At 70.3% G+C, this 14,234-nt stretch carries 14 protein-coding genes; 10 read left to right on the top strand and 4 right to left on the bottom strand.

What is annotated here, in order from left to right:
• Window positions 1-47: 47 nt before the first annotated feature.
• From MUN33_RS12760 to MUN33_RS12770, 3 genes are read left to right on the top strand one after another with little or no spacing between them, the layout of a single operon-like run.
• Window positions 48-290, top strand: a complete 243-nt coding sequence (locus MUN33_RS12760; RefSeq protein WP_244805292.1) for a DUF3039 domain-containing protein — start codon at window positions 48-50, stop codon at window positions 288-290.
• Window positions 287-1,996, top strand: a complete 1,710-nt coding sequence (locus MUN33_RS12765; RefSeq protein ID WP_244805293.1) for a DEAD/DEAH box helicase — start codon at window positions 287-289, stop codon at window positions 1,994-1,996. Before MUN33_RS12760 ends, MUN33_RS12765 begins: the two co-directional genes overlap by 4 nt.
• A 41-nt stretch (window positions 1,997-2,037) precedes the next feature.
• Window positions 2,038-2,400 (top strand): hypothetical protein, encoded by a 363-nt coding sequence (locus tag MUN33_RS12770; RefSeq protein ID WP_244805294.1) that lies wholly within the window; start codon window positions 2,038-2,040, stop codon window positions 2,398-2,400.
• A 102-nt stretch (window positions 2,401-2,502) separates the two neighbouring features.
• On the opposite strand, the gene MUN33_RS12775 is transcribed toward MUN33_RS12770, so the two are convergent.
• A complete protein-coding gene (locus tag MUN33_RS12775) occupies window positions 2,503-4,176 on the bottom strand; it encodes an RNA polymerase sigma factor (protein ID WP_244805295.1) in 1,674 nt (557 codons plus the stop codon).
• Between the two features lie 102 nt (window positions 4,177-4,278).
• Window positions 4,279-5,067 carry a polyphosphate--glucose phosphotransferase gene (ppgK, locus tag MUN33_RS12780; RefSeq protein WP_244805296.1) on the bottom strand — a complete coding sequence of 263 codons (789 nt, stop codon included), beginning with the start codon at window positions 5,065-5,067 and terminating at the stop codon, window positions 4,279-4,281.
• 67 nt (window positions 5,068-5,134) lie between these two features.
• Between ppgK and MUN33_RS12785 the strand changes: the two genes are divergently transcribed.
• Both MUN33_RS12785 and MUN33_RS12790 read left to right on the top strand, forming a co-directional pair.
• On the top strand, window positions 5,135-6,127 hold the full coding sequence (locus MUN33_RS12785) for an inositol monophosphatase family protein (RefSeq protein WP_244805297.1): 993 nt from the start codon (window positions 5,135-5,137) through the stop codon (window positions 6,125-6,127).
• 298 nt (window positions 6,128-6,425) lie between these two features.
• Window positions 6,426-6,725, top strand: a complete 300-nt coding sequence (locus tag MUN33_RS12790) for a DUF4193 domain-containing protein (protein ID WP_244805298.1) — start codon at window positions 6,426-6,428, stop codon at window positions 6,723-6,725.
• Between the two features lie 124 nt (window positions 6,726-6,849).
• On the opposite strand, the gene MUN33_RS12795 is transcribed toward MUN33_RS12790, so the two are convergent.
• Entirely contained in the window at window positions 6,850-7,386 is a 537-nt protein-coding gene (locus MUN33_RS12795; protein ID WP_244805299.1) for a DUF3093 domain-containing protein, read from the bottom strand.
• Window positions 7,387-7,452: 66 nt separating this feature from the next.
• Between MUN33_RS12795 and dut the strand changes: the two genes are divergently transcribed.
• The 5 genes from dut (at window position 7,453) to dxs (ending at window position 12,901) form a co-directional block, all read left to right on the top strand.
• Window positions 7,453-7,911, top strand: coding sequence for a dUTP diphosphatase (dut, locus tag MUN33_RS12800; RefSeq protein WP_244805300.1), 459 nt, complete (start codon window positions 7,453-7,455; stop codon window positions 7,909-7,911).
• Window positions 7,912-7,997: 86 nt separating this feature from the next.
• Window positions 7,998-8,795 carry a DUF3710 domain-containing protein gene (locus MUN33_RS12805; RefSeq protein WP_244805301.1) on the top strand — a complete coding sequence of 266 codons (798 nt, stop codon included), beginning with the start codon at window positions 7,998-8,000 and terminating at the stop codon, window positions 8,793-8,795.
• A complete protein-coding gene (locus MUN33_RS12810) occupies window positions 8,792-9,439 on the top strand; it encodes a DUF3159 domain-containing protein (protein WP_244805302.1) in 648 nt (215 codons plus the stop codon). Before MUN33_RS12805 ends, MUN33_RS12810 begins: the two co-directional genes overlap by 4 nt.
• Window positions 9,436-10,755, top strand: coding sequence for a class I SAM-dependent RNA methyltransferase (locus MUN33_RS12815; RefSeq protein WP_244805303.1), 1,320 nt, complete (start codon window positions 9,436-9,438; stop codon window positions 10,753-10,755). The genes MUN33_RS12810 and MUN33_RS12815 overlap by 4 nt, the downstream gene beginning before the upstream one ends.
• Before the next feature lie 193 nt (window positions 10,756-10,948).
• Window positions 10,949-12,901 (top strand): 1-deoxy-D-xylulose-5-phosphate synthase, encoded by a 1,953-nt coding sequence (dxs, locus tag MUN33_RS12820; protein WP_244805304.1) that lies wholly within the window; start codon window positions 10,949-10,951, stop codon window positions 12,899-12,901.
• 34 nt (window positions 12,902-12,935) lie between these two features.
• Here dxs and MUN33_RS12825 read toward each other — a convergent pair whose 3' ends face one another.
• Window positions 12,936-14,228, bottom strand: a complete 1,293-nt coding sequence (locus tag MUN33_RS12825; RefSeq protein WP_244805305.1) for a ribonuclease D — start codon at window positions 14,226-14,228, stop codon at window positions 12,936-12,938.
• Window positions 14,229-14,234: the final 6 nt, after the last annotated feature.

Here is a 14,234-nt window from a genome sequence, read left to right on the forward strand (position 1 = left end):
GACCGGCGCGGGTGGAAAACACGGCCGTGGGAGGGCATCATGGGGGCGTGACTACTCCTGGAACGACAACGATTGAGCGGCCCGACGTCCGGACCGAAGACCAGACCTCGGACGACACCCCGAAGTTCTTCCACTACGTCAAGAAGGACAAGATCGTCGACTCCGCGATCAACGGCAGGATGGTCGTCGCCCTCTGCGGCGAGACCTTCCCCGTGACGAAGCAGGCGAAGCCGGGCTCCCCGGTCTGCCCCGACTGCGAGAGCATCTACCAGGGGCTCCGGAAGAAGTGAGTCAGGCCACCGCATACGGCACGCTCCGTGCCTGGCAGCAGGCCGCACTCCGACGTTATATCGACACCGCCCCGCAGGACTACCTCGCGGTGGCGACCCCCGGCGCAGGTAAGACGACCTTCGCCCTGACGGTTGCCCGGATGCTGCTCGACAGCAGGGTCGTGCAACGTCTGGTCATCGTGGTGCCGACCGAGCACCTGAAGATCCAGTGGGCCCAGGCCGCCGCACGCCAGGGCATCTCCATCGACGCCGAGTTCACGAACTCCTCGGCGGTGAACAACGCCCACGACGGTGTGGCGGTGACCTACGCCCAGGTCGGGATGAAGCCGACGAAGCACTACCAGGTCGCCACGGCGCGCAAGACCCTGGTGATCCTCGACGAGATCCACCACGCGGGCGACGCGAAAAGCTGGGGCGACGGCGTCCGATTCGCCTATGAGCAGGCCGAACGACGACTGGCGCTGACCGGTACACCGTTCCGGTCGGACGACTCGGAGATCCCCTTCGTCACCTACAAGGAGATCGACGGGTCGCTGGTCTCCCAGTCCGACTACACCTACGGCTACTCGGACGCGCTCGCCGACGGTGTCGTGCGCCCGGTGGTCTTCCTTGCGTACTCGGGTCAGGCACGGTGGCGCGACAGCGCCGGCGAGGAATACGAGGCACGGCTGGGTACCCCGCTGAATGCCGAGCAGACCGCGCGCGCCTGGAAGACGGCCCTGGACCCGAAGGGCGAGTGGATCCCGGCGGTGCTCAGCGCCGCCCACACCCGCCTGATGCAGCTGCGGGAGTCCATCCCGGACGCCGGCGGTCTGGTCATCGCCACCGACACCACCACCGCACGTGCCTATGCCGCGATCCTGGAGAAGCTCACCGGCACGAAGGTGACCGTGGTCCTGTCCGACGAGGCCGGCTCCAGTGACCGCATCAAGGAGTTCTCCGACTCCACCGACCAGTGGATGGTCGCGGTGCGCATGGTGTCCGAGGGCGTCGACGTGCCGCGGCTCGCCGTCGGCGTCTACGCGACGTCGGCGTCGACCCCGCTGTTCTTCGCGCAGGCCATCGGCCGGTTCGTCCGGTCCCGCCGCCCGGGCGAGTCCGCCAGCGTGTTCCTGCCCAGTGTCCCGGTGCTCCTCGACCTGGCGTCGAACATGGAGCGGCAGCGCAACCACGTCCTCGGTAAGCCGGACCGGCCCAACGAAGGGTGGGACGACGAACTGCTCGCCCAGGCGAACAAGGAGGAGAACGAACCCGACGAACTCGGCGGTTACGAGACCCTCGGTGCGGAAGCGGAGCTGGAGAGCCTCATCTTCGACGGGTCGACCTACGGCACCGCGACGATGACGGGGTCGGCGGAGGAACAGGAGTACCTCGGTCTGCCTGGGCTCCTGGACGCCGAGCAGATGAAGACGCTACTCCGTGCCCGGCAGTCCAGCCAGCTCGACAACCGCGACCGGGCCGCGAAACAGGCTGAGGCGGTCAAGGCCGCCGAGCCGATGGAGGAGCAGACCCGGAAGGTCGCCAGCGAGGAGCTCCCGGCCCTGCGGAAGAAGCTCAATGCCCTGGTCGGTGCGAAGTCACAGCGCACCGGGCGTCCCCACGGTGCGATCCACAACGAGGTCCGCCGGAACTGCGGTGGCCCCCCGACCGCGCTGTGCACCGCCGAGCAGCTGCGCGACCGTATCGCCTACCTCCGGGACTGGTGATCGCCGACGGGGCGTCCGAACGCGTCGGTTACACTGGCCCCATGGCGAAGAACACCTCCACGCGTCCAGTTGACCCCGGTGCCCCGGTGAGGCGGTCCCAGGGCAGACTTGGACTGGTCGCGCTGGTCCTGGCCGTGCTGGCCCTGCCTGCGGCCCTGTTTCCCTGGGTGGGGCTGGTCATCGGCGTCGTCGTCCTGCTGGTGGCGCTGGTCTCCCTGATCGTGGCGCTCCGTTCGGCGGTGCTGAGCAGGTCATACCCGATGATCGCCGTGGCCCTCGCGATCGTCGCGGTCGCTCTGGCAGGGGTGGTCACCAACAGTACCGCCCAGGTGCTGGAGGACTGCCGGTCGACGTCGGGCGATGACATCCGCCAGTGCCTGGAGGACCACCGCGACGGCGAGTGAGTACACCCTCGGGTACGCCATGACCCCCGGGTCGTGCCGGTTCTCCGGTGAGGGAACCGACACGACCCGGGGGTCATCGCATGGGGCCGACCCGGTGGGCGACTAGTCGAGGTAGTCGCGCAGCACCTGCGACCGGGACGGGTGGCGCAGCTTCGACATCGTCTTCGACTCGATCTGGCGGATACGCTCCCGGGTGACCCCGTAGACCTGGCCGATCTCGTCGAGGGTGCGGGGCATGCCGTCGGTGAGACCGAAGCGGAGCTTGACCACGCCCGCCTCGCGTTCCGACAGGGTGTGCAGCACGTCCTGGAGCTGGTCCTGCAGCAGGGTGAAGCTCACGGCGTCGACGGCGATGACCGCCTCGGAGTCCTCGATGAAGTCACCGAGCTGGCTGTCGCCCTCGTCACCGATGGTCTGGTCCAGCGAGATGGGCTCGCGGGCGTACTGCTGGATCTCCAGCACCTTGTCCACGGTGATGTCCATCTCGCGGGCGAGTTCATCCGGGGTGGGTTCACGGCCCAGGTCCTGCAGCAGCTCGCGCTGGATACGGCCGAGCTTGTTGATGACCTCCACCATGTGCACCGGGATACGGATGGTCCGGGCCTGGTCGGCCATGGCGCGGGTGATGGCCTGGCGGATCCACCAGGTGGCGTAGGTGGAGAACTTGTAGCCCTTGGTGTAGTCGAACTTCTCGACGGCACGGATCAGGCCGAGGTTGCCTTCCTGGATGAGGTCGAGGAACGCCATACCGCGGCCGGTGTAACGCTTCGCCAGGGACACCACGAGACGCAGGTTGGCCTCGAGGAGGTGGTTCTTGGCCTTGCGGCCGTCCCGTTCGATCTCACGGAAGTCCCGCCGCTGCATGGGGGAGATCTTCTCGCCGCTCTCCTTGAGCTCGTCCATCTTGTGACGGGAGTACAGGCCGGCCTCGATGCGCTTGGCCAGGGAGACCTCCTGCTCGGCGTTGAGCAGTGCGACCTTGCCGATCTGCTTGAGGTAGGCGCGGACGGAGTCCGCCGACGCCGTCAGCTCGGCGTCCTTGCGGGCCTGCCGCAGGGCGGCGGACTCGTCCTCGTCCCAGACGAAGTTGCCGGCCTCCTGGGAGCCGTCCTCGTCATCGTCGTCTCCGTCGGTGACGGCCCCGGCGGGGGTGACGACCGCAGGCGAGGGGGTCTCGTCGTCGTCCTCGTCGACATCGTCGACATCGTCGACATCATCGACGTCGTCTTCGTCGAGTTCGAGGTCGTCGTCGATGTCCTCGATGTCGTCGAAGCCTTCGTCGACTGCGTCGGCGTCGTCACGGTCGGTGCCGGTGCCGGCACCGGTGTCCTTGGCGTCACGACGGGTCTGCTCGGCAGTGGTCTGGAGGTCGGTGTCGGCGGTGACCGCTGCGCGTCCGGCGACCTTCTTGGCGGTCTTGCGGGCCGCGGTCTTCTTCGCCGTCTTCTTCGCGGCCGTCTTCTTGGCGGTCTTCTTCGCCGCGGCCTTGCCGGTCGCCTTCCGGGCCGCGGTCTTCTTCGGCTGCTCCTCACCCGTGGAGGCGGCGGTGGAGGCTGCCGGGGTGCTTGAGGCGGCCGGGGTCGCGGCCTGCGACGGTGCAGCCGCCGGGGACGCTGTCGGCGTCACCGGCGTCGCTGCCTTGCGCGTGGCCGTGCGGACGGCCTTCTTCGCGGTGGTCTTCTTGGCCACCCTTCGACCGGCCGACGATGCCGAAGTGCCGGGGGCGTCGGTGCCCTCGGTGTCGTTACCGGAGGTGGAACTGGTGTGGGCCGCCACGAAAGACCTTTCTTGCGGGGTCAGGGGACTTGCAGTGTGTGGTCCTTGGTCAGGAGCACAGTCGACCCCCAATTATAACCCAGCTGCAGTGAATTTCATTGTTCAGGGCCTCATGTCGTCGTGCACGGCCACGGCCGCTCCGACGATCCCGGCCCGGTTGAGCAGCGTCGCGGGCACCACCTCTGCGTCGACCGTGAGCTCGGGGACCCACTTGTGGTGTTTCTTGGAGATCCCGCCGCCGACGATGATCTGCGCCGGGTTCAGGATGCGCACGTACTCCTGGAGCAGCCGGTCCACCCGCCGCGCCCACTCCCGGTAGGTGAGGTCCTCCCGGTCGCGGACGGCGGACGACGCCCACTTCTCGGCGTCCATCGCGGGGAAGTTCAGGTGTCCCAGCTCGGAGTTCGGGAACAGGGTTCCGTTGTAGAGCAGCGCCGAGCCGATCCCCGTGCCGAAGGTCAGGAACAGGACGGTGCCCTCGTCCGCGTCGATGTCACCGTAGATCGCTTCGGCCATTCCGGCGGCGTCGGCGTCGTTGAGCACGCTGACACCACGGGGTGAGCCGTCGACGGCCAGCCGCTCGCCGAACAGGCGCCGGCAGTCGGTGCCGATCCAGGCGGGGTCGATGTTCGCCGCGGTGACGGCCACCTGGTTGCGTACCACCGCCGGCACGGTGAGACCGACCGGTCCGCTCCAGCCGGCCTCGGCCAGGAGTCCGGCGACGGCGTCGGCCACGGCCTCGGGGGTCGCAGGGCGGGGCGTGTCGATGCGGATCCGGTCGCCGACGAATTCGCCGGTGTCGAGGTCGACGAGGGCCCCCTTGATACCGCTGCCCCCGATGTCGACCCCGAATGCGGTGTTCTGTGGCCTTTTCCCGGCTGTTGACGTCATGGCTTCGGATGATACCGCAGGACGGAGGGGCCGTCCCCGGCGCCAGGGTGATGGCACAATGACGGGCATGGCAGACACCACGGGACGCACGGAACAGAAGAACGCGACGGCTACCCCGACGTCGATCCGGCTCGACCGCGGGACCACCGACGCCGACCCCACGGCGGTCCGGGACGACCTCGCCGGCAGGTCCCCGGAGGACCTGCGGGTCGTCGCGGTCACCGTCGCCACTGAAGCAGCACGCCATGTCCGCCAGGCGCGGGCGGAGGCCGTCGGCGGCGTGGGGCGGCTCGATGTCGAGGACACGAAGTTGTCCGAGGTGGACCCGGTCACGGCGATCGACCGGTCGAGTGAGGGGCTGATCCGCCGTCGCCTCCGCGAGCTGACGGACCGGGGTGCCGGGCCGGACGCGGTCCTGGGGGAGGAGGACGGTGGTGCCCTGGCGGACACGGGCGTGACCTGGGTCGTCGACCCGGTCGACGGCACGGTCAACCTCGTCTACGGCATCCCGGCGAGCGCGGTGAGCATCGCGGCCTGCGTCGACGGGGTCCCGGTGGCGGGGGCGGTGGCGGACATCTCCCACGACACGGTGTACTCGGCGTGCTCGGGCGGTGACCCGGTCGTCACCACCGGCGGTGTGGAGCAGGTGGGCGCCGGGACCGTGCCCGGGACCGTGGCCAGGTCAGTCGACCGCCTGTCGGCGGCGCTGGTGGGCACCGGGTTCTCCTATGTGGCGTCCCGGCGCCGTGCACAGGCGTCGCTTCTGATGGACCTGCTGCCCGAGGTCCGGGACATCAGGAGGATGGGGTCGGCGGCGCTGGACCTGTGTTCGGTGGCCGTCGGTCAGCTCGACGCGTACTACGAGCACGGGCTGGGGGCGTGGGACCACGCGGCGGGCAGTCTCATCGCGGCCCGCTCCGGGGCCGTGGTGTTCATGCCGCCGCTGCACTGCGGCCACCACGACGGTGTGGGGATCCTCGCGGCTGCCCCGGGCATCGCCGGGGATCTCGCCGACAGGGTGCTGGGGGCCACCTTCGCCTCCTCTGAGGTGCACCCGTGAGCGGTGACGTCTGGGCAGGTCAGGTGCCTGTTGGTGGGGTGTCGGGGACGGTGGTCGGGGAGGCGAAGTGACAACGGAACTCCGCTGCTTTACTATGCGCGTCAAACGCCGGGAATATCCGCCGATGACGCTTCGTTGCAGGAGGGGTGTTCCCCGGTCGTTGGGTGAGTGTTTCCGGGTGACTCGTAGGGGACCCGGCTCTCGCCGACACGTGACCACACCTGCACATCTCTAACTTCACCGCCTTATTCGTCAACGGGCCCGCCCCGCCCGGATAAGGGAACCAAGGAGCATCATCATGGCGACCGACTACGATTCCCCCCGCACCCGCCCCGAGGACGAGATCGAGACCGATTCCCTCGAGGGGCTCAAGGCCGCGGAGAAGGCCGAACCCGTCGTCGACGACACCGATGACGGCGACATCGTCGAACCCATCGACGTGCCGATGGCCGACCTGTCCGGTGAGGAACTCAGTGGCTCGGTGATCCCCCGTCAGAACGACGAGTTCACCTGCTCGGTCTGCTTCCTGGTGCAGCACCGCAGCAGGATCGCCGAAGACGACGGCAAGGGCAACCTCGTCTGCGTCGACTGCGCGTGATCAGGCGGGTGGGGTGGGGCCCCACCCGCACATGACTACGGCCCCGACCGGGGCTCCCCAGGGGGAGCCCCGGTCGGGGCCGCTGCCTGTGTGTCCGGGGCGACGCCCCGGGGTCACGTACGGGTCACACCTGAGGGGTGCCCAGGGCGGTCAGCAGCTGCTCGGGTTCGTTGGTGGAGACGAGCCAGTAGGGGGTGGGGTCGTCCGGGTCGTCGAGCACCAGCATGGCCATCGACGGGATCCAGGGGCGGTGGTAGACGAAGGCGGCGGGGTCGAGCTGCCGGCCCATGGCGGCGCTGCGGGCGGTCGGGGGGACGGCGAGGCTCCGGCTGACCACCGACGTCGGCAGTGACGCCTCGCCGGCGCGGAGCCAGGTCTCCCCGTCGGCGTCGCGTTCGACGACCAGCTCGTTGCTCGACAGGTGCAGCAGCGCCCAGACCACGGCGGCCAGGACCAGGAGCCCGATGCCCAGGCCCCAGTACCATTCGCGGCTCATCTGTCCCTGGAACCCGACGAGCGTGCTCAGTCCCAGGCCGATCAGCCACCAGGACATCGGGACGCGCTGGCGCTCGCGGTAGAGAACAGCCGGACCGGTCGTTCCTGGCCGGGTCCCTCCGGGATCCTGTGGCACGTCGTCTCCTGTCAGCTCGGGCTCACTCACGGTCCCTTAGTCTATCCTGCGGGCGCTGCTGTCAGTAACCGGGAGGCGCCGGTACACTGCATGACCATGACTGACAGTCTCGATGCACCGTTGCGCATTGCGCGACTCGACCCCGACCTGCCGTTGCCCACGCGGGCCCACCCCAGCGACGCGGGCATTGACCTGCACTCCGCCGAGGACGTCACCCTCGCCCCGGGTGAGCGTGCCCTGGTGGGTACCGGTATCGCCGTCGCCCTCCCGCACGGCACCGTCGGCCTGGTGCACCCCCGGAGCGGGCTGGCCTGGAAGAAGGGTCTCTCCATCGTCAACGCCCCCGGAACCGTGGACGCGGACTACCGTGGCGAGGTGAAGGTCTGTCTGATCAACCTGGACCCCGCGGTGCCTGCGACGGTGAGCCGTGGTGACCGGATCGCCCAGTTCCTGGTGCAGGAGGTCTCCCTCTGCCAGGTGGAGGAGGTGTCCGACGTCGCCGAGCTCGGTGGTACGGTCCGCGGTTCCGGCGGTTACGGCTCCACCGGAGCCTGACGACCACCCGCCCCGGTACGCCCGGGGACCGCCCAGGCGAGCCCGAACAACCCCAGTAGCCCAGCAACGAGGAGTCTTTCCGTCCCATGTGGCCCTTCAGCAAGAAGAACGACGGTGCCGACGCCGGCACCGGTGAGCCCTCCCGTCCGGCGGCCGCCGACGCCGCACCCCAGGGGTCGGCACCGCAGCCGGCTGCGCGGACGCCCCAGGACAGCCCGGATGTCCCGGATGTCCCGGACACCGGTGCGGAGCAGCCGGTGTACGACCCGGTGAACGGCGATTTCGGCCCCTTCGACGGCGACCGCGTGGACTACGCGGCGTTCGACTACTCGGACTTCGCCAAGAGCGGCCTAGACCTGGGTTCCCTCAGGGTGCCGGTGCCACACAACGGTGAGGTGCAGGTGGAGATGGGCCCCAACGGGCCGCAGATGATCCACATCCTCACGCCGTTCGGCCGGCTGACCCCGGTGGCGTTGGCCGCACCGCGGTCCGGACGGCAGTGGGAGGAGAACATCCCCGAGGTCACCAAGGGCATGACGGCCGACGGACTCGAGGTGCGGCAGGACCGGAACCTCTGGGGCACCGAGATCGTCGGCACGATGAAGTCCGGGACCATGCGTGTGGTGGGTGTCGACGGTCCCCGCTGGATGCTGCGGATGACGTTGGCTGGGCCGGCGGACAAGGCCGACCAGCTCGCCGAGCTCGCCTACGAGGTCATCTCCCGGACGTTCGTCTACCGCGGGGACGCCCCGTTGCCGGCGGGGCAGTCGCTGCCGGTGACCATTCCCGCCGCGATGGCGGAGGAGCTCCGGAAGCTGGTCGAACAGCGGCAGAAGGAACAGCAGGGGAACAACGCGGCGGCGAAGCCGGAGGACGGCGCGTGACCGACGACGTGCGCCCTGCGGAGCCGGGGCACGACGGGGAGGCCGCCGCACCGACCGTGCTCGAGCAACTCGGCGGGCTCTCCGGACTCGTCGCCTCGGTGCTGCCGGTCCTGGTGTTGGTGCCGGTGAACTCCCGGTGGGGCCTGGCCCCGGCCCTGGTCGCCGCGGTCGCGGTGTCGGTGCTGGTGTTCCTGTGGCGCCTGGCGCGCAAGGAGACGCTGATGCCGGCGGTCTCGGGCCTGATGGGTGTGGGCCTGTGCGCGTTGATCGCGTGGCTGCTGGGCGACGCCAAGGGCTACTTCGCCTACGGGATCTGGTATTCGCTGGTCGCGGGAATCGTCTTCCTGGTGTCCATCGTGGCCCGTTGGCCCCTGGTCGCGGTGATCTGGCACGGCGTGAACGGCTCGGGGCACCGGTGGCGCGGTAACCGCACCGCGGTACGGGTCTACAGCCTGGCCACGTTCGCCTGGGCGGTGGTGTTCTTCGGACGGTTCGTTGTCCAGCGGTGGCTCTACGTCCAGGACGACGCGGTCGGTGCACTCGGCGTAGCCCGCATCGCCATGGGTCTGCCGTTGACCGCCGTGGTGGTGCTGGTCACCGTCTGGGCGGTCCGGAAGGCCTCGGCGTCGGAGCGTGCGGCATGACCGGCACGGTGGACATCCTCGGCCCCGCGCACGGGGGCAGCAGCGTGGCTCGGGTGGACGGCCAGGTCGTGTTCGTCCGTGGTGCGCTGCCCGGGGAGACGGGTGTTCCGGTCCGTTTCGACGGGCCGGCGTCGGGTAAGCGGTTCCGCACCGCCTCGGTGACGGACGCCGCGGCGATCGCCGTGGCCTCGCCGCACCGGGTCGCCCCGCTCTGCCCGGCCGCCGCGGCGGGCGCGGGGTGTTGCGACCTGGACCATGTGGACCGTGAAGGGTCACTGGCCTACAAGACACAGGTGGTCGTGGAGCAGTTCCGCCGTATCGGACATGTCGACCTCGGCGTCCTGCGCGACGGTGCGGGTCCGGGCACGGTGTCCCTGGAGCCGTTCGCGGGATACCGCACACGGGTGCGTCTCGGGGTCGACGACGCCGGGCGCACGGGGCTGCGTGAACGCAGTGGCAACGGGGTCGTCCCCCTCGACGGACAGGGGTGCGCCCAGTGGGCCCCGGCGTTGGCCGAGGGGTTGGCGGACGTCCTCGCCGGCCACGACCTGACCCCCGGGGCGGAGGTGTGCGTCGCCCTGGGTGACGACGGTGTCCGCGGCATCGTGGAGGTGCCCCCGGTTCCCCGTCACGGAGGTCGCCGGGCACGTGGCGGCCGGAAGGGCAGGCAGCGCGGCAGGCGGGAGACCCCGCGTCGCCGGGTCCTCGACGGTCCGGGTGAGGTGCTGCGCACCGTCGCCGGGGTCTCCTGGCGTATCCCCGTCGAGGCCTTCTGGCAGGCACACCACGCCGCCTCTGACCTGTACTCGGCGTGGGTGCATGAGAACACCCCGTCCGACGCGGGGCTGGCCTGGGACCTGTACGGCGGGGCCGGTGTCTTCGCCGCCGCGCTGGGGGACGCGGCCCCGGGGATCAGCGTCGACTGCGTGGACATCGCGTCGCCGGCCACCGCGGCCGGGCGTGAGGGCCTGGCAGGGCGCGACGTCCGGTTCGTCACCGGCGACGTCGCCGCCACCCTCGGCGGCCTGCGCGGGGCGGACGCTGGCAGTACACCCCCGTCGGTGGTGGTGCTGGACCCGCCGCGCACCGGCGCGGGCGCGGCGGTGGTCGCCGCGGTCACGGGCCAGGGACGCCAGGACGGGCAGGGCCCCGGGACGGTGCTGCACATCGGCTGTGACCCGGCGACGGCGGCGCGGGACGCCGCGGAGTTCGTCCGCAACGGGTACCGTCCGGACGCCGTCACCGTCGTCGACGCGTTCGGTCTGACCCACCATGTCGAGGTGCTCGTCCGTTATGTCAGGACGACCCCCGCGTGACGGTGGGGAAGCGCCCGCCCGCCGGTAATATTGAGGTCCGATGATGTGAACGCGCGTCGGGCCCGTAAGATGGGCGGAGTGCCTGTGACTCAGGCGGCAAGAGCGAAGCGTAGGTTGTCGTCCGTCGGCCCCGGTCGCCCCGATCACGGGTGCCGGTGTCGACGGCGACAGGGACGGAGAAGAGAGAACGGGCATGTCGATTCTTGAAAAGATATCGTCACCGGCGGACCTCCGGACGCTGACTCCAGGACAACTGGAAACCCTGGCAGGTGAGATCCGGGAGTTCCTCATCGAGAAGGTCTCGGCGACGGGTGGGCACCTGGGCCCGAACCTCGGCGTCGTCGAGCTGACGATCGCGTTGCACCGGGTGTTCGACTCGCCGGCGGACCCGCTCATCTTCGACACCGGACACCAGTCCTACGTCCACAAGATCCTCACCGGGCGTCGGAACCTGTTCGACACGCTCCGTCAACGCGACGGGCTGTCCGGCTACCCGGACCGGGCGGAGAGCCCCCACGACTGGACCGAGTCCTCCCACGCCTCGGCGTCGCTGTCCTACGCCGACGGCCTGGCCAAGGCCTTCGAGTTGACCGGCCAGTCCGAGCGTCGCGTGGCGGCGGTCATCGGCGACGGCGCCCTGACCGGCGGCATGGCCTGGGAGGCGTTGAACAACATCGCCGAGGGCAAGGACCGTCCCTTGACCGTGATCGTCAACGACAACGGCCGGTCCTACTCACCGACGATCGGCGGGTTGGCGCACAGCCTCGCCGGGATGCGGATGCAGCCCGCGTACGACAAGGTCATGGAGCAGGGCAAGAACTCCCTGGGACGTCTCGGCGCGGTCGGGGAGCACGCCTTCAAGCTGCTGCACAGCTTCAAGGAGGGGGTCAAGCACGCCGTCATCCCGCAGGAGCTGTTCAGCAACCTGGGCCTGAAGTACGTCGGGCCGGTGGACGGCCACGACGTGCGTGCCCTGGTGGCGGCCCTGTCCTACGCCCGCGACTACGGTGGTCCGATCATCGTCCACACGGTGACCAAGAAGGGCAACGGGTACGCCCCGGCCGAGAACGACGAGGCCGACCAGATGCACTCCACCGGCGTCATCGACCCGGTCACCGGACGGGCCGTGCAGGTCAGCGCCCGTGGGTGGACGGACGTCTTCGCCGAGGAGCTCATCGAGATCGGTCGTCGCCGTGACGACGTCGTCGCGATCACCGCGGCGATGGCGGGGCCCACCGGCCTCTCCCGGTTCGCCGAGGTCTTCCCCGAGCGGACCTTCGACGTGGGGATCGCCGAGCAGCATGCCGTCACCTCGGCGGCGGGCCTCGCGCTCGGTGGGCTGCACCCGGTCGTCGCCGTGTACTCGACCTTCCTCAACCGTGCGTTCGACCAGATGCTCATGGACGTGGCGTTGCTGCACATGCCGGTGACCTTCGTCCTGGACCGGGCAGGCATCACCGGCTCCGACGGGGCGAGCCACAACGGGATGTGGGACCTGTCGATCACCGGTGTGGTGCCGGGGATCCGTGTCGCCGCCCCCCGGGACGGCGCCCGTCTGGTGCAGGCCCTGGACCGCTGCGTCGAGGTGTCGGACGGCCCGTCGGTCGTCCGGTTCTCCAAAGGGGCGGTCCCGGAGGACGTCGAGGCCGTGGAGTCCTTCGACGACTTCGACGTGCTCGCCGGTACAGCCGGTACCGCCGGTGCAGACGCCGCCGGCCAGGACGCGCCGTCCGACGGGTCGCTCCGGGTGCTGGTGGTCAACTACGGTCCGCTGACGGCGCAGTCGCTGGCGGCCGCGGAGGCACTCGTGGCCGACGGGCACCGCGCGACCGTGATCGACCCGGTGTGGGTCACCCCGGTGGCGTCCTCGGTCGTCGACCGTGCCAGGGAGGCCGACCTGGTGGTCACCGTCGAGGACAACGGTGTCCACGGTGGTGCGGGCCAGATGCTCGCGCGTGCGGCGTCCGAGGCGTCGGTGTCGACACCGGTGCGCTATCTCGGCGTCGACCAGCGCTTCCTCGCACACGGGTCACGCAACGAGGTGCTCGCCGAGGTCGGCCTGGACACCGCCTCGGTGGTGGACCGGGTCCGGACCTGGGCTGCACAGGAGGTCCAGCGCCGGACCGGGACCGCCGACGTCAACTGACCGGGGTCACCTGGCCGGCGTCACTTGGCCGGTGTCACCGGAGCTCGGTGGCGACCACGGGGAGGAACGCGTCGATGAGCAGGTCCCGCTGCCACCGACGGCTACCACCGGTCTCGAGGACCGTGCCCAGCAGGTCCTCCAGCACACTGACCGGGTCGTCCGGCGCCGCCTCAGGCAACGACAGGGCGCTGCTCCCGCCCCCGTCCAGGGCGCAGGAGACGTCCCAGGCCACCGCGCGCAGCACCCGCACGGTGATCAGGTCCTCCGGCCGGATCCCGGTCCGGGCCGACACCGCAGCCACCGCGTCACGGAAACCCTCCGCCAGGCGGTGCGCCACCGGGTAGTCGCGTTCCCACGTGCGGTGGTCGGGACGTCCCCCGGAGCCACGGGACGGTTCGGGAAGGTCGGAGCGTTCCGTCGAGAACGCCTCGCGTAACGCCGCGGACAGGGCGGACGTCAACTCCCGTGCGACGGTCGTGCCCTTCGACGACCGGGCCAGACGGGACGCCCCGGCGACCTCGTGGCGCAGCCGGCGGTCGGCGTGTCCGGGCTCCTGGGCGAGATCGAGGATCGACGAACTCCGCAGCACGTGCTCCGGGGGGACGTCCTTGTCGCGGGCCACCGAGGTGCGGGTCGCGACGAGCCGGCGCACGACCTCCAGTCCGCGGGGGTCCCGGACGTGACCGATGCCGCGCAGGCGTCGCCAGTCCGGCTCCGGGACAGGGAAGGACCAGGCGGTGCGGACGTGCTCGCACTCCTGGCGGTACCAGTCACCGCGACCGAGGTCCGTGAGCCGGGCCAGGGTGACGTCGAGCAGCTCGATGAGCAGCTCCACGTCCAGGGCGGCGTAGGAGAGCATCGCGTCCGGGATAGGACGGGCCGACCAGTCCTCGCGGCCCTTGTCCTTGGCCACGGTGACGCCGAGGAACTCCTCGAGCATGCCCGCCAGGCCGATCTGGCCGTACCCGAGCAGCCGTCCGGCGATCTGGGTGTCGTGGAGCTCGGGGGCCGTCCAGCCGAGCGAGGTCAAGGCGGGCAGGTCACTGTGGGCGGCGTGCAGGATCCACGGGGTCCGGTCCATCACGGGGGCCAGGATCCGCCCGGCCTGCGGGACCGCGGCCGGGTCGACCAGGTGGGTGCCGGACCCGTCACGGCGTAATTGCACCAGGAAGGCCCGGTCGTTGAACCGGAACCCGGACGCCCGCTCGGTGTCGACGGCGACCGGCCCACGCCCGCCGGCGAGCGACTCGGTGACGGCCTGGACCGACGCGGTGGTGTCGGACAGGGCGGGCACGCCGCCGCGGGGGGAGGAGAGGTGTTCAGCCACGACAGT

This window comes from Corynebacterium kalidii (assembly GCF_022869005.1).
Classification (GTDB): Bacteria; Actinomycetota; Actinomycetes; order Mycobacteriales; family Mycobacteriaceae; genus Corynebacterium; species Corynebacterium kalidii.